The organism is Paenibacillus sp. J22FR21, from assembly GCF_056269135.1.
Genome location: NZ_JBWDNJ010000005.1, coordinates 527,593 through 545,510, shown reverse-complemented (window position 1 = coordinate 545,510; position 17,918 = coordinate 527,593). Strand labels below are relative to the sequence as shown.

Here is a 17,918-nt window from a genome sequence, read left to right as displayed (position 1 = left end):
AATTTGAACATATTGACACGATGTCATATTGGTTGATATGATCACCTCAGCAAACGATTATTCTGTGAAAACGAGGGAGCAGCTATGGAAACCAATTCGTTTCAACCCACATTAGATTACGCTAAACAATTAGATGCAGCAGATAAACTTTCCAGGTTTCGCGAAGAGTTCTACGTGAAACCGGATTCGATTTATATGGATGGAAACTCCTTAGGGCTCCTGTCGAAGCGGGCCGAACGCACGCTTCTGGAATCGCTCGCGGACTGGAGGGAGCACGGAATTGACGGTTGGATGCAAGGCAATCACCCGTGGTTCACCTTATCGGAGAAGCTAGGTGAGATGAGCGCTGGACTCGTCGGCGCTTTCCCGGAGGAAGTGATCGTGACCGGTTCTACGACGGTAAACCTGCATCAGCTGGTCGCTACGTTCTATGAGCCGCAAGGGGAGCGCAGTAAGATTTTGGCGGATGAATTGACATTCCCCTCTGATATTTACGCGCTTCAGAGTCAGCTGCGCATTCGCGGTTATGATCCCGATACACATCTTGTACGAGTGAAAAGCCGCGATGGCCGCTTCTTGGAAGAGGAGGATATTATCGCGGCGATGACCGATGATATTGCGTTGATCGTACTGCCGACGGTACTCTACCGCAGCGGGCAGATCCTAGATATGAAGCGTTTGACGGAGGAGGCCCATAAGCGCGGCATTCTCATTGGTTTTGATGGTTGTCATTCTGTCGGAGCGATCCCGCATTCGTTTAGCGAGTGGGAGGTTGATTTTGCTTATTGGTGCAATTATAAGCATCTTGGCGGCGGGCCGGGCAGCGTTGGCGGGCTCTACGTAAACCGGAAGCATTTCGGCAAGAACCCCGGCTTGGCAGGCTGGTTCGGCTCGCGAAAAGATAAACAATTCGATATGGAGCATACGCTAACACCTGCGGAATCGGCAGGGGCATATCAGATCGGCACGCCTCATGTGCTAAGCTTAGCTCCGTTGCTTGGTGCGCTGGAGATCTTTGCGGAAGCGGGCATTGCGAATATTCGGGAGAAGTCGCTTCATATTAATCAATATTTAATCGACCTAATTGAACATGAGCTAGGCGAATTTGGATTTGAGATCGGCAGCCCGCGTGACGATGTAAGACGCGGCGGTCATGTCAGCTTGGAGCATCCGGAAGCAGCAAGGGTGTGCAAGTCTTTGAAACATAACGGCATCATTCCGGACTTCCGGGCACCTAATATTATTCGGCTTGCGCCGGTTGCCCTGTATAACTCTTATACCGAGGTATGGGAAGTCGTACAGAAGCTGAAGCGAATCATGGCAGACAAGGAATACGAGCAGTTTAAGAATGAACGCGAAGTCGTTGCCTAATGATTACTGAGAGGGGCTTTTACACAATGAACAACCATGAAGAGCAGCAAGGCAGCGGGAAGCTGGAGAAGGATATTCAAACCGATTTCTCCAAATCGATGTCCTACGGGGACTATCTTCATCTGGATAAAATTTTGGAAAGTCAGCATAGATGCTCGGACCACCACGATGAAATGCTGTTTATTATCATTCACCAAGCGAGCGAGCTGTGGATGAAGCTCATCTTGCATGAGGTGCAGGCGGCTACGCTCTCGATCCGCAATAACGATCTGGAGCCTTCCTTCAAAATGCTGGCGCGCGTGTCCCGAATTCAGCAGCAATTGATCCAATCCTGGAGCGTGCTCTCGACGCTGACACCGGCCGAATATATGGGCTTCCGCGATGCGCTTGGTTCATCCTCCGGATTCCAATCGCATCAGAATCGGTTAATTGAATTCGCAATGGGGAATAAAAACGTGCATACCCTATCTGTGTTCAAGCATCAAACCGAGCTGTATACGCAGATGCTGCAGGCACTGAACGAGCCGGGCCTCTATGATGCAGCTATCGGAGCGCTCGCAGCGCGCGGCTTGCCGATTGATCAAGAGGCATTGGACCGGGATTGGTCGCAAAACTACCAGCCGAATGCCAGTGTGGAAGAAGCATGGCTCACCGTTTACCGCGATGTCGATCAATATTGGGATCTCTATGAGCTGGCAGAGAAGCTCGTGGATATCGGCAGCCAGCAGCAGTTCTGGCGCTTTAATCACATGACGACTGTAGAGCGGATTATTGGCAATAAGATGGGAACCGGCGGTTCGTCGGGGGTTAATTACTTGAAGAGAGCGCTAGATCAGCAGTTCTTCCCTGAGCTGTGGAGCATGCGCACCAAGCTGTAGGCATCGAGCGCCGGTGATGGGTGCGATACGCAGGAAGGGGATAGACGAAGGCATGAGCACCTGGATAGATATTTCGCAGCCGCTCGATGAGAAGGTCGCCACTTGGCCGGGGGACACCCCCTTCTCCTACAAGGTGAGCTGGAGCAAAGAAGAGAGCGGCTCTGTGAATGTGGGCCAGATCGTTATGAGTATTCATACGGGGACGCATATTGATGCCCCGTTTCATTTTGACAATGAGGGTAAACGGGTCCGTGATCTTGACCTTGATCTATATATTGGGCAGGCGAGAGTCATTCATCTGCAAAACCCTGCATCGATTGGCGTGCATGATCTGGCCGGCGTTGAGCTCGAGGGGGTTACGAGGCTGTTGATTCGTACGGATGCGTGGCAGGATAGGCATGTGTTTCCTCAGTGGATACCGCCAATCGAACCTGAGATGGCCGCGTATCTCGCAGGTTATGGCGTGCGGCTGATCGGCTTGGATTTGCCATCTGTCGATCCGCTCGACAGCAAAGAATTACCCGCTCATCATGAGCTCGCCGGGCATGGCATTCACATTCTGGAAGGACTTGTCCTAGACCATGTTGAACCGGGGGATTATGAGCTGATCGCACTCCCGCTGCCGCTGGCCGAGGCGGATGGAAGTCCGGTTCGCGCGGTGCTTCGGAAATGATTGAAAGAAGCCGCATCCCCGAACGGGATGTGGCTTTTTGCTGTTCTCCGGGATAATCGCGGTGGGGGGAGCAGTATGGATTTCAGGTGATGGTGCGCTTCTCGACCAACAGAGGGGACATCTTCTTCCACACCTTGCGCATTAATTGCCGGTCTGCTGCGGATTGACCGGGCTCTGGCTTCTTCAAGGTTTGGGGGATCGGGAGAACCCGATAGCTTATGCCGTTTGATGTCGTCAGTCTCGTTGTCCACGTGGGAACGTAGCCGACCTCTTTCACGCGCACCTTGCCGCTGTCGTCTTTGACAACGGTTAGTTGGGCAATGGCGCCGCAATTGGTGGCAGCGTTCTTGTAAAGGCGAGTGGAGGCGAAATTGCCAAGCGAGTAGATGGCGAAGCGGTCGTCTTTGGTATGGAAGGCCGGCTGAAGGACATGCGGGTGGTGGCCGAGTATGATGTGTGCGCCGTTAGCGAGCAGCAGCCTCACGAGTTCACGCGATTGCCGGAGCGGAACATGACGGCATTCTTTGCCGATATGCAGGCAAACAATCACGACATCCACCTGCCCCGCGAGTCTGCGGATGTGTGCGGCTGTTTTGGCGTAGGTGCTGGGAGTAACCGTGTTTACCCGCCATGACTCTCCGGCAGGCAGGGGAATGTTGTTGGTTCCTTTGGAATAGTTGGCGATGCCGACCTTGAGGCCCTTTACTTCGACGATGATATGATTGTCGACTCCCGGATCGGAAGCATAGGTGCCCGTATGAGCCAGACCGTTATCGTTAAGTGCATGAATGGTTCGGAGCAGGCCCTTTATTCCGCGGTCCATGCAGTGGTTGTTGGCTGTCGTTAAGACGCCGAAGCCTGCGGACTTCAGGGCTGGTGCGAGCTCATCCGGACAGTTGAACATGGAGAAACCTGTGCTGGTGTTCGCTCGCGTATAGGCAGTCTCTCTGCCGGCGAGCGGCGTTTCCAGATTGCCGATGACCAGATCCGCTTGTTTGAGGTAAGGAGCAACCTTCTGGAATAGGGGTTCGAACGCATAACGGTCCCCTTGTTGCTTGGCAGACCGCAGAATCGGCCCAATCATCAAAATATCTCCGACAGCAGCGAGCTTGAATTCCATAGGAGGCTTCGCATCCTTTCCACATTGACGGCATAGGTGGTTCTCATAGTCATGGTATGTAGGCATTCGCTGTAACGAACCACACAGGCCTTATTTGGGCGATTTGAGGCGGTTTGAAAATCTAACGAACCGTACAGGCTTTATTTGGTGGAGAGGGGCAATTTCAGCTCCGTTTTCCCAAGATAAGGATGCTAAACCATCATATGCATCCCATTTGGCTTGGACTAGACCAACATCATGTCATGCCAAAAACCCACAGCCGCGGCCGTGGGTTCTTTTCGCACTTTAAAGACTACCTAAAGCTTAACCGGCGCTTCCAATCTCGCCGATTCCAGTGCAGCAAGCGCGACTCGAGCCGATTTCAAGCCATCTTCGCCCGTGATCGGCACGGCAGAACTGCTGTGAATCGCGCTGATGAAGGCATCCACGAGACCTGCGTCCATATCGTCGCCCCAGTATAACCATTGCGCCTTCGACTCCTGATTGCTGTACAGGTCATTCTTCTGTGCAAAGGAATTGATGCTGATGACGCCATTCGTACCGATGATCTCCATCGTGACGTCGCCCCATGTCGGGAACGAACGGGAGCGGGACCAGCTTGGATCCAAGGAGGCAATCACGCCATTGCCGAAGCGGACATGCACCATACCGGCATCTTCGACCTCCAGCTCCGGATGGAACAGGGTAGCTGCTTCTGCATACACGTCGACTACGTCGGATTGTACGAACCAGTTCATCAGGTCCATAACATGCACCGTATGGTCGAGAACAGCACCGCCGCCGGATGCGGAAGGGACAACGAACCAATCGCCCGGCATCGAGCCGCGGTTCGTCCCTTTAATGGCAACGATCTCTCCAATATCGCCGCGGTCGATCGAATTCTTCGCTTCCACGACGGCTGGGATGTATCGGCAAGGGAAGGCGGTCATCAGCTGAACGCCGTTCACTGCGCAAGCTTGAATCATCAGCTCCATCTCTTCCACGGAGATGCCGAGCGGTTTCTCGCACATGACATGTTTCTTAGCCGCAGCTGCTGCGAGCGTCAGATCAGCATGCTTCGCGTTCTCCGAGCAGATAATGACGGCATCGATACCTGCGCCAAGAAGCTCCTGCAAGGATTCGTAATGGCGGAAGCCATATTGTGCTGCGATTGAATCGGCACGGTCTTGATTATCGTCCCAGAAACCGGCGATGGTCACATCGGAACGACGGAGCAGCTCGCCGGTGTAGCTGTGGGCATGACCATGGGCGAAACTAAGCAGGCCAACCGAGATAGATGTAGTCGTCATATTAGCGTGCCTCCCCAGCAGTCGATTGTAGTCGGATCAATTGGCCGGTAGCAGCCGATTCCATTGCAGCTCTTGCAACCTCGACCGCTTTCTTCGCATCTTCTGCCGTCACGATCGGCTCTGCCCCGCTGCGGATACAGTCGATAAAATGAGCCAGCTCGATGAAATACGGATCACGATAGGATGGACTTTGCGGCACCTGAACCGATTTCTCGGCAGCAGCTGCTTCCGTGCGGCGAACTTGCAGCGACTTAGAAGTGCTGCTGTCGTATTGCAGAACACCCGAAGTACCGGCGAAATCCACGGCAGTCGTGAATGCGCCCGGATATCCCCAATGGGATTCAAGATGAACGATGGTGGAATGATTGTGAAACCGCAGCGTAACGAGTGCATAATCAAGTGAAGGCTCCGTCCGGTTTAGCGCATAAACCGATTTCACATCTCCGAAGAGGGAGCGCATGTAGTCGATATCGTGAATCATCAAATCCATGATCACGCCGCCGCTGGCTTCTTTATCCGCATACCAAGGCGAGTGGTCACCCGGATGGGAGCCGATCCGCTTCGCGTTGGCGACGCCGACGGTACCAATGGCACCTGACCCAATTCGTTTACTTAGATCCACGTATTCAGGGAAGAAACGAACGACATGACCGACAAACAGACGCACGCCTTGCGCGCGACAAGCTGCAATCATCTCTTCAGCGTCCTCGGCTGTTGGTGCGATCGGTTTCTCGCAGATGACATGTTTGCCTAATGCAGCGACCTTCAGCACATATTCCTTATGGAAGGGAGTAGGCAAAGCTACCGAGACGACGTCAGCATCGACGGCATCCATCATTTCCTCGAACGAGGTATAGGAAGTCGTTCCAAGTGAAGAGGCGACGCGTTCTGCGCGCTCCCCATCAATATCACACACAGCGGCCAGCGTGACGCCGGGCATCCGGCTGAATGCAGCGGCGTGTACGTATCCCATTGTGCCGCAACCTAATACTACGACTTTCATGAACATGCGCTCCTTTGCAAAATATTGGTAGTCCGAGTTGGTTCACTGTCATTTTAGACGAAGTTCAGCCCATTGGATAGGGGGAAAGGAACCGGGACGCAGCGTTACATCGGATTACTACGCACACCTTGGATGCAAGGGAGGTGGGTGGAACCTCCGTGGTGCCTACATCGGTTGTGCCATTTATGAAATGGTCGCCATCGGCGGTAGTTGTGCGAGGAAGGATCCTCAACGCCAGTTATGAATTCTAGTGAATTTTTCCATGCTCCATGCTATCATTAGTTCATAAGAACCATTACTAGTGAGGTTATGATATGGCTATAGAACTAAATGTGGCGCATTGCCCCAATTGTGGGAGAGTATTCCAGAAGAATCTGCGTAATCTATGTGCAGCATGCACGGCCGAGGAAGATGGACAAATTATTTCGATTGAGCAGGTTTTAAGGCGCAACCGTCAGCTTACCAATGAGCAAGTGGCTGAACAGACTTCTGTTCCCGTGCAGCAGATTCGCTCGTATATCCGCAAAGGCAAGCTTAAATTATTCGATTACCCGAATTTATCCGATGCCTGCGATCTTTGTTCAGAGCCTACCCGCCAAGGGAAGCTTTGTGCCAAATGTGTCTCGAAACTGAAAGATGACATTATGCAGGATCGGGAGAAAGCCGTTCAGAAGAAAGAGCATGTCTTCTTATCGAAATATAGAAGATGATTGTCATCCAACGACTAAACAGCCCGCCCCATTGAATGGGGCGGGCTGTTCGACTTGTTTATTACGATATTTTCCGTCTCAACCAATATTGTTTCCAATGAAAGTACATAAAGCAGCCGACGCAAAATCCGCTAAGGGCAAGCACTACGGCTACGGTGAGCATGCCCAGCACGACATAAGCTGCTGTCAGCAACCCGAGCGCATAGGCGGCCAAGGTGATTACTAGGAATAGGATTGCCAGTAAATTGTTGAACCGAAGCAGCTCGCGGCTCTCCGTCCGAGCACTGACAGGGAATAACGGGGCGAATAGACGAACAAACAGATTATAGTTTACGCCATAGGTGCGGCTGATCAGTTGGACGACTAGAGGAAGTGCCAGTATCCACAACTGTCCTGTACTTACACTTATGATAATGCTAAGCAAGATACCGAGCTGGTTGCCGCGAACACGGTGTAAAGGAACATCGTCTACGCACTCATACGTAAGGGGAATCGGTTGTTTACTCATCTCAAGGCCCTCCTTGTAGGTCAAATCATTATCCTCATTATACACTAAAACCTAGTTGTCAGGTAGGAATAAAAGGCTATTTTTCGGGTGATTTTTACGAGAGAGGTCGTTATAATAAATAAGGTGTAAATCGATTAGGAGGCCTTAACGACCTAATGAATGTGAAGTCTTTAGCTATTTGTTTGTATGTCGTGCTGCTCTACTGGCTCTCGCTGCATGTTTCGTTTCTGGATACGCTGTTTTTCCCGACGATCGGCGCATTTAGCTTTCTGTTTCTCTCTCGCACTTATCTGATGTCGGAGCTGGGTAAGATTACCTTTGGCGCTGTTGTATCAGCTTTGATAGGCACGGTTCTGTTCTATCTCTACCCGGGCTCGCTCACCTTGTTTGTGAATGCTGTCATTATCATTTGGTTGATCCGTAAATACAATTGGAATGCACCGCCGATTGCCGCAGTTGCACTGATTCCTTTCTTCTCGCATTCTCCGCATCTATGGGCAATTCCACTATCGGTATGCGCTGCGCTGCTGGGTTTAATGGGCTCTCTTGTCTTGGCGGAGGTTCTGGAGCGTAAGTTCGGTCATTCGTTATCATCGATGTTCGGAAACAAACCTGCAGCAGTCGATTCCAGAGACATTGCAAGTTGATACGAATAGATAAGCAAGAAAGCCGGCCGCGTCAGGTCGGCTCTTGTTTGTCGTAAAATTGACTCTGCCGTTAAGCGATAGGTAAAATGAATGTAGCGAATACGGAAGCACAGGGTAAAGGAGTTAGGTCATGGATTCATCCATCGGTTTAGTACTGGAAGGCGGAGGCATGCGGGGCATCTATACGGCCGGCGTGCTGGACTATTTTACAGAACAGAACATGTACTTTCCCTATACAATCGGCGTATCGGCCGGAGCCTGCATGGCAGCAAGTTACTTATCGAGGCAGCTTGGTCGCAATCGAGAGGTAAATGTAGGTTGGGTCACGGACCCGCGCTATATCTCGTGGAAGAATTATTTCAACAAAGGCGAGCTGTTCGGCATGGATTTTATTTTCGACGAGCTCCCGAATGTCATTGTTCCGTTCGATTATCAAGCTTTCGAAGCGAGCAAAGAACAGTTTGTCATCGGCACGACCGATTGCGATACCGGGGAGACGATCTTCTACAACCGGGATGAACCGGGCTTTGACCTGTTGAAAATCATTCGTGCTTCGAGCTCGCTTCCTTTTATCGCGCCGATTGTGGAGTATAAGGGCCGCAACCTGCTGGATGGCGGGATCTCGGACCCGATTCCGCTTCGTAAAGCAGAGAGCGACGGCTTTAAGCGCAATGTCATCGTTCTGACCCGAGATACGGGTTACCGCAAATCACGCAATCGTTTCAGCTGGCTCGTGCGACGTGCCTACAGGAAATATCCCGAGTTTGTCAAAATCATGCTTCGCCGGCATGAGATCTACAACGACACGTTAGCTTATATTGAAGAGCAGGAGCGTAAAGGGAATCTCTTCGTCATTCGGCCGCAGCAGAAGCTGACGGTAGGGCGGATGGAGCGCGACCCGGCAAAGCTGGATGCTCTCTATAAGGAAGGCTATGAAGAAGCGAAACGGTTAATGCCTGTTATGAAAGCATGGATGCAGGCATAAGCTGAGCCGTGCTGAATTAGAAAATGGATTGCAGGACCTCCATCTCTATACGGGATTGGAGGTCTTTTGTCATGGACAGGGTCATTTGGAGGTGGGATAATAACCATTGGTATAGAGAGATGAAACGTAATGGGATAGGAGATAGTTCCTTTGATTAAGAATGATGCTGTACCTTCTTGGAAGAAGCTGAGTCTCTTTGCCTTGTCATGGCCGATTCTGGTGGACTCGGTGCTGCGCATGATGCTCGGAACGGCCGATGTTTTCATGCTCAGCCGGATCTCCGATAAAGTGGCGGGAGCCGTCGGATTTGCCAATGAAATTATTATGTTCTGTATTATGATGTTCGGCTTTGTCGCGATTGGAACGAGCGTAGCGGTTACGCAGTACTTGGGAGCGGGGCAGAAAGCAACGGCAAGCCGCATCTCCGCGCTTGCGATCATGATGAATTTGATGTTCGGCGTGATCGTCAGTATCGTCATTGTCTTGTTTAGCGAACCGGGCATGCGAATGCTCCATCTCGACCCCTCGCAAATCGCGATCGCGAGCACCTACTTGAAGCTGATCGGCGGATTTATTTGGATCGAGGCGATTTCGTATGCGGTCTCGTCGATTATTCGTTCGAACGGCAATACACGGGACGTCATGTACGTGACACTCGGTGTGAATTTGATTCATGTCGCGGGCAACTACCTGCTCATCTTCGGGAACTTTGGCTTCCCGGAATGGGGCGTAACCGGCGCAGCCGTGTCTACGATCGGAAGCCGAATTCTCGGCCTCATCGTATTAATCATTCTCTTGTATCGCAAAACGCCGAGCCCAATCAGGCTTCGCGATTATATTTCCTTCGATAAGCTGTACATGAAGAAAATACTCGGTATCGGCCTCCCGTCTGCCGGAGAGCATCTGGCATGGCAGTCGCAGATGATGATGATTATGGGCTTTATCAATATCATTGGCCAACAGGCGCTCAGCGCCCATGTGTATGTCTACAATATCAGCGCTTATTTCATGGCGTTGTCCATGGCGATTGGCATGGGGACGGAAATTATAGTCGGGCATATGGTCGGGGCCGGTGAGAAGAAAGCCGCGTACTTCCGGCTGCTGCGAAGCTTGCGGATCAGCATTCTGCTGACAGCCGTATTAGTCGGCATTGCGGCGCTATTCCGCTATCAGCTGGTCGGGTTGTTCACCGATGATCCCAAGGTCATCGCGGTTGGGGCGAGTATCCTGCTCCTATCGATTATTTTGGAACCGGGGCGGGTATTCAACATTGTTGTCATCAACTCGCTTCGCGCAGCCGGGGATGCGAAGTTCCCGGTCTTAATGGGCGTCTGCTCCATGTGGGGCATTTGCGTTCCGTTGTCCTACTACCTCGGCATTCATTTGGAGATGGGCTTAATCGGCGTATGGATTTCGTTCGCAGTGGATGAATGGGTACGCGGACTGCTGATGCTGGCTAGATGGAAGAGCGGGGTTTGGACGAAGAAGGCGATTGTGAGCCGGGAGCATACACCACATTCCAATACAAATTCGCTTGAAGCTTAAGAAGATTAATCCACGGCCGGATAATGCGGTTGTGGATTTTTTTGGTTGTCGATGCTGACAAACGACGTGCGCTGTCCTATGATGGGGTAGAATTAGTCGGATGTAGAGGAGAGGTGCAAGATGACGAAAACCATTTCGAGCGGTGTCACACTGAACAATGGAGTTGTTATGCCTTGGCTTGGGCTCGGGGTATGGCAGGGCAGACCGGAAGACGGCGAGCATGTGGAGCATGCGGTTCGTACGGCAATTGAAGCGGGCTATCGCAGCATCGATACGGCAGCGGCATACCGTAATGAGCAAGGTGTCGGCAGAGCGGTCCGAGCGAGCGGGATCCCAAGAGAAGAGATATTCGTTACCACCAAAGTGGATAACGCCAATCAAGGCTATGACGCTACTTTGAAGGCGTTCGATAAATCGCTAAGCGAGCTGGGAATGGAGTACATCGATCTCTACTTAATCCACTGGCCGGTTAGTAAGCATTATAAGGATACATGGCGTGCGATGGAGAAGCTGTATGCCGAGGGCAAAGTAAGAGCGATTGGTGTCAGTAATTTTCAGGTGCGGCACTTGGACACGCTGCTTGCAGAATGCAGTGTGGTTCCGGCGGTTAATCAAGTGGAATATCATCCGCGTCTGACACAGAGGGAACTGCAGGGTTATTGCACTGGCAAGGGTATTCAGTTGGTTGCTTGGAGCCCGCTGATGCTGGGTAGAGTGTTGGAGGAGCCGATTATTCAAGAGTTGGCCGGAAAGTATGGGTGCACCGGTGCGCAGATCGTATTGCGCTGGGATTTGCAGAACGGCGTGGTGACGATCCCGAAATCCGCCAATACGGAGAGAATCCGTGAGAATGCCAATATCTTCGGCTTCGAATTGTCGACAGAAGACATGGTGCGGATAGATGCGCTGAACCGCAATGAACGCTCCGGCATGGATCCGGATAAGTTCGAGGAACTGTGGGGACTGCGTTAAGCAGTATGAAGAAATACTTGTAATAAAAGAAGGAGCCGGGAAGTCCGAATGAACGGACATCTCAGCTCCTTTGTTATGTCTTATGGCAAAATATTGCCTGCTGCGCGGTAGATGGCGTACCATTCTTCGCGTGTCAGGTGGATTTCGCTTGCTTTGATGCAATCGAGAATCCGCTCGACGCTTGTAGTGCCCGTTACCGGCTGCATTTGTGCCGGATGGCGAAGCAGCCATGCAATGGCGATCGTCGTGTTGCTCACTTCGTATTTAGCGGCGACTTCATCGATCGCTTTATTCAGCTCTGGGAACTTCTCGCTGCCCAGGAATACGCCTTCGAAGAAGCCGTATTGGAATGGGGACCATGGCTGAATCGTAATGTCGTTCAGGCGGCAGTAATCCAGAATGCTGCCGTCGCGGCTGATGGACGAATCGACCGTCATATTGACGTTAATGCCGTTCGAAATCATATTGGCATTCGTGATGCTCAGCTGCAGCTGGTTCGCAATAAGCGGCTGCTTAACAACTTTCTTAAGCAGTTGAATTTGCATCGGATTCTGGTTGGATACGCCGAAATGGCGAACCTTACCGGAGCTCTCCAGTTTATCGAATGCTTCCGCTACTTCATGCGGCTCAACCAGGGCATCGGGACGGTGCAGCAGCAGAATATCGAGGTAGTCTGTTCTGAGGCGCTTCAAGATAGCATCTACAGAGTCTAGGATATGTTCTTTGGAGAAGTCGAACATGCCATTGCGAATACCGCATTTGGATTGCAGGATGATTTTCTCCCGCACGTCGTCGTTCATATGTATAGCGTCCGCGAAGATTTCCTCGCACTTACCGCCTCCATAAATATCAGCATGGTCAAAGAAGTTCGCCCCTGCTTCCAGCGAAGTTTGGACGAATCGTTCCGCCTCGGCTTTCTCCAGCCCATTAATACGCATACACCCTACAGCAAGAACCGGCACCTCAAGGGAGCTGCTTCCGAGCTTCATCGTTCTCATTCGTTTCATCCTCCTAAATTGCGAATAGGTATAGTCCTACAGAAGATTGTGACATACAAGCATGCGAGATTCAAGCGCGCCGCTTATTCCATGCGTGCTTTGTACTCGGCGGGCGTGTATTCGGTATGTTTCTTGAACGATTTGCAGAAATGCGCGGCGTCGAAGAAACCGGTATCCATTGCGATATCGGTGATTTGCAGATGGGTGGTGCGCAGCAGCCGTTTGGCCTGCTCAATGCGAATTTTCATTAAATAACGCCCAAGCGGAATGCCGGTTGCCCCTTTGAAAATATGATTCAGGTACCGTTCGTTCAGCGAATAGGTTGCAGCGATATCAGCGAGTGAAATGTCGGAGCCGTAGTTCTCATTCAGCACCTTGATGATCTCTCCAATCATTTGTTCATGCTTATTATGCTTGGGCCTTGTGCCATGATAGATATGAACAGCCCTGTAAATTTTCACGAGAATATGGATAAACAGATGCTTCAGCAGATGCGGGAAACGCAGGCCGGAACGAAGCTCCGTAGTGAGCGCGACAAAATCATCCTCAAGTCCGGGCACCGCGAGCGGCTGGGAATCACGGGCAATCGTCTTATAAATCTGACGCAACCTTGTGTTTAACGCATCGTCCTTAAACCAGAAGGATAAGAAAATCACCTTGAAGCTGCCGTCATCACAGCTGCTCTTGCGTATCGTATCCGGTAGAAAAAGCAGATCTCCCTGCTTGACTTCTACCCTGGCTTGGTCCTGGCGAATCACATTACTGCCTTGTATATAGTAGTTCAGCTCGAAGCTGTGGCCCACGCCATCCCAGCCTTGGTTCCGCCACAAGCCATAGGAATGCAAGTCGAGGGAGGACCACTCTGAGTCGATAAGGGCAATGAGTTCTTCGAGACCTGACAGGAGGTTATCGTTTGCTGGCAAATTTATCACTCGTTTTTTTCTGACTTTTTTACAATTTCGATTCCATTATACAATACGTCCTCGAATCTGCAACGTATAATCAGGACATAAATCGAAAACAAGGAGTGATTAACTATGTTATTGAAATTGACTGAGCAAGAGAAACTGACTGGTGTACCGGAGCAAGAAACAATCGAGGTAGCTATCGAGCAAATTCGCAAGAATGGATATATCGGATTTGAAAGCGTTTTGTCCAAGGAGCAAGTACAAGAGATTAAGGATGCATTCCTTCCGATCTTCAACGAATACATCGACAGATTTGGGTATAATACAGGTACGAACCGTGCACAGATGCACCTACCTTTTTTACAACCATTCGTAAATGACTACATGGTAGCAAACGCATTTGCAATGCCTGTAATCAACGCTGTGCTTGGCGAAGGCGTTCGTTGCACGTACCTCGCTTCGGATACAGCTTGCCCAGGTTCCGATTATCAAAACGTACACTCCGACGTACCGCCGCTGTTCCCTACACTTGGTGTAGCGCTGCCGGCATACAGCCTGGTTATGAATATTCCGCTTGTGGATGTTCATGAAGAGAACGGACCGCTTGAAGTATGGCCGGGCGGTACGCATTTGGACCCTGAGAGCACCAAGCATACGTCCATCGACGGTGAAATGCTGCGTGCTGCGAAATCGATGTACTCGGAGAAAGTCTACATGCCTGCAGGCTCGGTTGTTATCCGTGACATTCGCATGTGGCACCGTGGTACGCCAAACCGTACACAAGAGAACCGCACGAACATCGCATTGATCTACAACAACGACTGGTACGGTGCAGGCGGATCGATTCACGTTCCACAAGAAGCATATGACCAAGCATCGCCAGCTGTGAAAAGCCTGTTCAGACACGAAAGAGTCGGCGCTTCTGTCAAAATGCCTTGGCAGTGGTAATCACGACTTCGCATAAATAAAAGGAGGCCGTCCCATTTTGGGACGGCCTTTTGATGAATGGAGGAAAAAATTATTGGAGGGATCCCCGCACAAGAAGATCCCTAGGAGCTCTTCATGTGCGAAATTGGCGGGATTCCTGTACATGTAGATCCCTAGGGGCTCTTCTTTTGTGGTATTCCTTTGCATGGGGAGGTACTAACTGCTAATGGACTTCCATGGGTTGGAGCGGCGAATGATCGTCAGCGTGCCCCAGAGCATCAGTAATGCCGTAACGGGATGGATGGCCGCGATCACGCGTGTATCTAGGTTGACGGAGATGTATTGAAAGATGATGCAAACATACAATGAGGCTGATAACGTAACGGTTCTCCAGCCCATGCGGCCGATGAGGGAGAATACGATCATGACAATCGGAACAAACTCGAAGTAGTGGATGAAGGACTTGTGCATGGACCAGTCGCCATTATCGAAGATAGCGAGGCCCGCCAGAAACACTTGCGTAAATAATGAAATCCCGAACAGTAAGGCTAGTGCATAGAAAATGATTTTGGATATACGGATCATGATTGCTTAGCTCCCTTTAATGGTTTGCGATACGACCGCCTCTCGCCGCCCGGTTTCCATATCGATAAAATATACATGATGACGAGCGATACCGTTTGCAGCACGATTCCGATCCAGAGCAGCGTGTGATTGACGGTGAAACCGGATGTTTGCCATGCGCCAAGCCCGGCCTGTGCAGTCGGTTCGATCCCTTTCAACGTCCATTCGTACAAACCGATGATTCCGACTCCGATGCACAGCAAGGTTAGCACTTGTTTGGCTATGATCCAGTTGTAGCGGAACAGCTTCCACGAAGTCATTACGGACAACATGATGCCGGTGACGGTCACCCCGATGGTTGAGGCACGAACGCTGCTTGATGCAAGCAGATTCATGATGGAGTAGCATGCGTGCAGCACCGTACTATCGCTGGTTACAGAAGCGGTCAGCGCCAGAATGATAAACACAGCCTGCACGCCAAGCATGATAGCGGCAAACATAATATGCAGCAGCAGAAGGATTCTGCGTCCTTGTAAGGATAACTTTTTCACGTAACGCAGCTCCTCTAGTGGTTATAGGTTGAATCTGTAGCCGACACCCCAAACGGTCTCGACATACCGCGGCTTGGACGGATCGCGTTCGAGCTTCTCCCGCAGCTTGCTGATATGAACGGTGACTGTGGCATGATCGCCAAGTGCGTCCAGCCCCCAAATACGCTCGAACAATTCCTCCTTGCGGAAGACCCGATTCGGATTCGTGACGAGGAAGAGCAGCAGATCGTACTCTTTGGCAGTGAAGAGTAATTCCTCATCGTTGACATACACGCGCCGAGATTGCCGATCGATGCGAATGTTATGCAGCTGCAGCTCATCCCTGCGCCATTCGCCGCTGCCGACAAGCCGGTCGTATCGTGCCAGATGCGCTTTGACTCGTGCAACCAGCTCGCCGAGCCCGAATGGCTTCAGAATATAATCGTCTGCTCCCAGTCCGAATCCGCGGATTTTGTCCACTTCCTCTTTCTTCGCGGAGACGATCAGGATGGGGATGTTGCTCGCTTCCCGAACGCGTCGGCATACGTCATAGCCATCCATCCGAGGCAGCATCAGGTCGAGCAGAAGGAGGTCATACCCGTCCCCTCGCAGCGCCATTTCGAGCCCAAGATCGCCGCGATCCGCAATATCTGCGGAGAAGCCGCTTGCCTCCAAGTAGTCCTTCTGCACCTCGGCAATGACAGGGTCATCCTCGATAATCAAGATTCGTTTGCGAGCTCGATTCATTGCGGCTCCTCCCTTTCTTCAGAAGACAAACGTACTCGCTGCACGGCGGGGAGTTGAAGTGTGATTGCTGTCCCTTCGCCCTCGCGGCTTCTGGCTTCTACCGTACCTCCATGCTCCTCTATAATTTGTTTTACGATAGCAAGCCCAAGACCGCTGCTTCCCGCATCCGGGCGACGCGATGACTCTGCCCGGTAGAACTGGTCGAACACATGGGGCAGCGCTTCCGGCGAGATGCCGGCGCCGTTGTCCGATATGGTGATAGCTGCGGTGGGGGAATGAAGCTCGTCGCCACTCAGCTCAATCGTCAGTACGCGCGGTGCTTTGTCCATATGTTTAATGCTGTTATTGACGACGTTAAAGATTGCCCGATGCAGCTTCTCGCGGTCCGCTCGAACGAGCAGCGGCTGGCCGGCATTTGCTGCTTCCGCGGTGTTGCGGAACTGGATCGCGGCTCCGCTCAGCCGAGGGTCCAGCTTCAGCTCATCGACGGTAAGGCGGAGATACTCCGCGACGTCCAGCGTCTCAAACCGGAACGGCAGTTTGCCGATGTCCAGCGTGGAGTACAGCAGCAGCTCTTCGATCATCCGATTCATATCGGTCGTTTTGCCGCCAATCATATCGATGTATTTGTTCCGTTTCTCCTCCGTATCGGCAACGCCTCCGCGCAGGCAGTCGACGCAGCCTTGGATAGCGGTGATCGGCGTCTTCAAGTCGTGGGAGATGTTCGCAAGGAGCTCCTTACGGCTCTGTTCCAGCTGCAGCTGTGCGTTAATCGAGCCTTTCAGCCGGATACGCATGTCCTCAAAGGCCGATCCAAGCTGTCCGATTTCGTCCTTACGCTGCAGATGAATGGCGTGGTCCAGCTGGCCCTCGCGGATTTGTCCCGCGGCATCCCGCAGGGCGTGCAGCGGCTTAATAATGCTTCGGGAGACGAAGAACGTGAGAACGCCGTTCGTCAGCACGAGTGCAAGAAGCAATGCCAGCAGCACGGTCGGGATGAACCTTTTGAAGAAATGCGCGACCGGTTCCATATCGGATACGATGATAATCGAACCCGGCTTGCCGTCCGGACGCGTGTAGGTAATTCGATCAAGGCTGTTGCCGCTCGGCGGTCCCGGGTGATCGAAGCGTCGATGGCCGCTTTGCTCACTGCTGTCGCCTTGTATCTGGGCAATAACTTCCTCGGCTGACAGTCCCGGAGACGTATAGGCTGGAGCTGTTGCATTATCGCCAATAATAACCATGCCGGCGTCTACCTGAGCCAGCTCCGACTCCGTCGAAGCAAGGAATGCGGGATCGCTGAGCAGCTTCGGATCATGTTGGGCAACGAACCGAAGGCCGGATGCGAGCTCGCTGCGTCCGCTGAACAAGTCGCGGATTTCGGCAAACGGGACATGGCTTTGCGGTTCTTCTTGTCCGGGTTGGGAAGTCATATCCTGTTTGAAGACACTTGCCGCTAAGGTGACCGTAATGCCTAGCAGCAAGACCGGAATCACAATCATCGCAATATAAGAGAATAACAATTTCGTTCGGATGGACATGG

The 17,918-nt window shown here is 51.8% G+C and carries 19 protein-coding genes; 9 read left to right on the top strand and 10 right to left on the bottom strand.

The genetic code is table 11. The features are described 5' to 3' along the window. Positions 1 to 84 precede the first annotated feature (84 nt). From kynU to kynB, 3 genes are read left to right on the top strand one after another with little or no spacing between them, the layout of a single operon-like run. Positions 85 to 1,371, top strand: coding sequence for a kynureninase (gene kynU, locus AC0YNS_RS20855; protein WP_475782894.1), 1,287 nt, complete (start codon positions 85 to 87; stop codon positions 1,369 to 1,371). Positions 1,372 to 1,397: 26 nt separating this feature from the next. Beyond that, entirely contained in the window at positions 1,398 to 2,249 is an 852-nt protein-coding gene (kynA, locus tag AC0YNS_RS20850; RefSeq protein WP_475782893.1) for a tryptophan 2,3-dioxygenase, read from the top strand. A gap of 52 nt (positions 2,250 to 2,301) precedes the next feature. Continuing rightward, complete coding sequence (gene kynB / locus AC0YNS_RS20845) at positions 2,302 to 2,922, top strand: arylformamidase (RefSeq protein WP_475782892.1); 621 nt, start codon at positions 2,302 to 2,304, stop codon at positions 2,920 to 2,922. An 82-nt stretch (positions 2,923 to 3,004) separates the two neighbouring features. Here kynB and AC0YNS_RS20840 read toward each other — a convergent pair whose 3' ends face one another. The 3 genes from AC0YNS_RS20840 to AC0YNS_RS20830 form a co-directional block, all read right to left on the bottom strand. Then, on the bottom strand, positions 3,005 to 4,042 hold the full coding sequence (locus tag AC0YNS_RS20840) for a CapA family protein (protein WP_475782891.1): 1,038 nt from the start codon (positions 4,040 to 4,042) through the stop codon (positions 3,005 to 3,007). A 296-nt stretch (positions 4,043 to 4,338) separates the two neighbouring features. Further along, positions 4,339 to 5,331: a Gfo/Idh/MocA family protein gene (locus AC0YNS_RS20835; RefSeq protein WP_475782890.1), complete on the bottom strand. Its 993-nt coding sequence runs from the start codon at positions 5,329 to 5,331 to the stop codon at positions 4,339 to 4,341. A gap of 1 nt (position 5,332) precedes the next feature. Next, complete coding sequence (locus AC0YNS_RS20830; RefSeq protein WP_475782889.1) at positions 5,333 to 6,334, bottom strand: Gfo/Idh/MocA family protein; 1,002 nt, start codon at positions 6,332 to 6,334, stop codon at positions 5,333 to 5,335. A 314-nt stretch (positions 6,335 to 6,648) separates the two neighbouring features. Here AC0YNS_RS20830 and AC0YNS_RS20825 point away from each other — a divergent pair, with 314 nt between their 5' ends. After that, positions 6,649 to 7,044, top strand: coding sequence for a hypothetical protein (locus AC0YNS_RS20825; protein WP_475782888.1), 396 nt, complete (start codon positions 6,649 to 6,651; stop codon positions 7,042 to 7,044). Positions 7,045 to 7,105: 61 nt separating this feature from the next. Here AC0YNS_RS20825 and AC0YNS_RS20820 read toward each other — a convergent pair whose 3' ends face one another. Then, positions 7,106 to 7,552 (bottom strand): DUF4395 domain-containing protein, encoded by a 447-nt coding sequence (locus AC0YNS_RS20820; protein ID WP_475782887.1) that lies wholly within the window; start codon positions 7,550 to 7,552, stop codon positions 7,106 to 7,108. A 155-nt stretch (positions 7,553 to 7,707) separates the two neighbouring features. On the opposite strand from AC0YNS_RS20820, the gene AC0YNS_RS20815 reads away from it, so the two are divergent. From AC0YNS_RS20815 to AC0YNS_RS20800, 4 genes are all read left to right on the top strand, one after another. Further along, positions 7,708 to 8,199, top strand: a complete 492-nt coding sequence (locus AC0YNS_RS20815) for an HPP family protein (protein WP_475782886.1) — start codon at positions 7,708 to 7,710, stop codon at positions 8,197 to 8,199. Between the two features lie 130 nt (positions 8,200 to 8,329). Then, entirely contained in the window at positions 8,330 to 9,184 is an 855-nt protein-coding gene (locus AC0YNS_RS20810) for a patatin-like phospholipase family protein (RefSeq protein WP_475782885.1), read from the top strand. A gap of 150 nt (positions 9,185 to 9,334) precedes the next feature. Continuing rightward, positions 9,335 to 10,729, top strand: a complete 1,395-nt coding sequence (locus tag AC0YNS_RS20805) for an MATE family efflux transporter (protein WP_475782884.1) — start codon at positions 9,335 to 9,337, stop codon at positions 10,727 to 10,729. Between the two features lie 120 nt (positions 10,730 to 10,849). Then, complete coding sequence (locus tag AC0YNS_RS20800; RefSeq protein WP_475782883.1) at positions 10,850 to 11,701, top strand: aldo/keto reductase; 852 nt, start codon at positions 10,850 to 10,852, stop codon at positions 11,699 to 11,701. An 80-nt stretch (positions 11,702 to 11,781) separates the two neighbouring features. Here the strand turns inward: AC0YNS_RS20800 and AC0YNS_RS20795 are convergent, their stop codons facing one another. Both AC0YNS_RS20795 and AC0YNS_RS20790 read right to left on the bottom strand, forming a co-directional pair. Beyond that, a complete protein-coding gene (locus tag AC0YNS_RS20795) occupies positions 11,782 to 12,699 on the bottom strand; it encodes an aldo/keto reductase (RefSeq protein ID WP_475782882.1) in 918 nt (305 codons plus the stop codon). 83 nt (positions 12,700 to 12,782) lie between these two features. Then, complete coding sequence (locus AC0YNS_RS20790; RefSeq protein WP_475782881.1) at positions 12,783 to 13,622, bottom strand: AraC family transcriptional regulator; 840 nt, start codon at positions 13,620 to 13,622, stop codon at positions 12,783 to 12,785. A 114-nt stretch (positions 13,623 to 13,736) separates the two neighbouring features. Here AC0YNS_RS20790 and AC0YNS_RS20785 point away from each other — a divergent pair, with 114 nt between their 5' ends. Then, positions 13,737 to 14,555: a phytanoyl-CoA dioxygenase family protein gene (locus AC0YNS_RS20785; RefSeq protein WP_090982727.1), complete on the top strand. Its 819-nt coding sequence runs from the start codon at positions 13,737 to 13,739 to the stop codon at positions 14,553 to 14,555. A 195-nt stretch (positions 14,556 to 14,750) separates the two neighbouring features. On the opposite strand, the gene AC0YNS_RS20780 is transcribed toward AC0YNS_RS20785, so the two are convergent. The 4 genes from AC0YNS_RS20780 to AC0YNS_RS20765 are packed head-to-tail and all read right to left on the bottom strand — an operon-like array spanning position 14,751 to position 17,916. Further along, positions 14,751 to 15,119: a DUF6220 domain-containing protein gene (locus AC0YNS_RS20780; RefSeq protein WP_475782880.1), complete on the bottom strand. Its 369-nt coding sequence runs from the start codon at positions 15,117 to 15,119 to the stop codon at positions 14,751 to 14,753. Then, positions 15,116 to 15,649 carry a hypothetical protein gene (locus AC0YNS_RS20775; protein ID WP_475782879.1) on the bottom strand — a complete coding sequence of 178 codons (534 nt, stop codon included), beginning with the start codon at positions 15,647 to 15,649 and terminating at the stop codon, positions 15,116 to 15,118. Before AC0YNS_RS20775 ends, AC0YNS_RS20780 begins: the two co-directional genes overlap by 4 nt. A gap of 21 nt (positions 15,650 to 15,670) precedes the next feature. After that, on the bottom strand, positions 15,671 to 16,375 hold the full coding sequence (locus AC0YNS_RS20770) for a response regulator transcription factor (protein WP_475782878.1): 705 nt from the start codon (positions 16,373 to 16,375) through the stop codon (positions 15,671 to 15,673). Next, the gene (locus AC0YNS_RS20765) at positions 16,372 to 17,916 is read right to left on the bottom strand and encodes a sensor histidine kinase (RefSeq protein WP_475782877.1); all 1,545 of its coding nucleotides are present in this window, start codon (positions 17,914 to 17,916) and stop codon (positions 16,372 to 16,374) included. The genes AC0YNS_RS20770 and AC0YNS_RS20765 overlap by 4 nt, the downstream gene beginning before the upstream one ends. Positions 17,917 to 17,918: the final 2 nt, after the last annotated feature.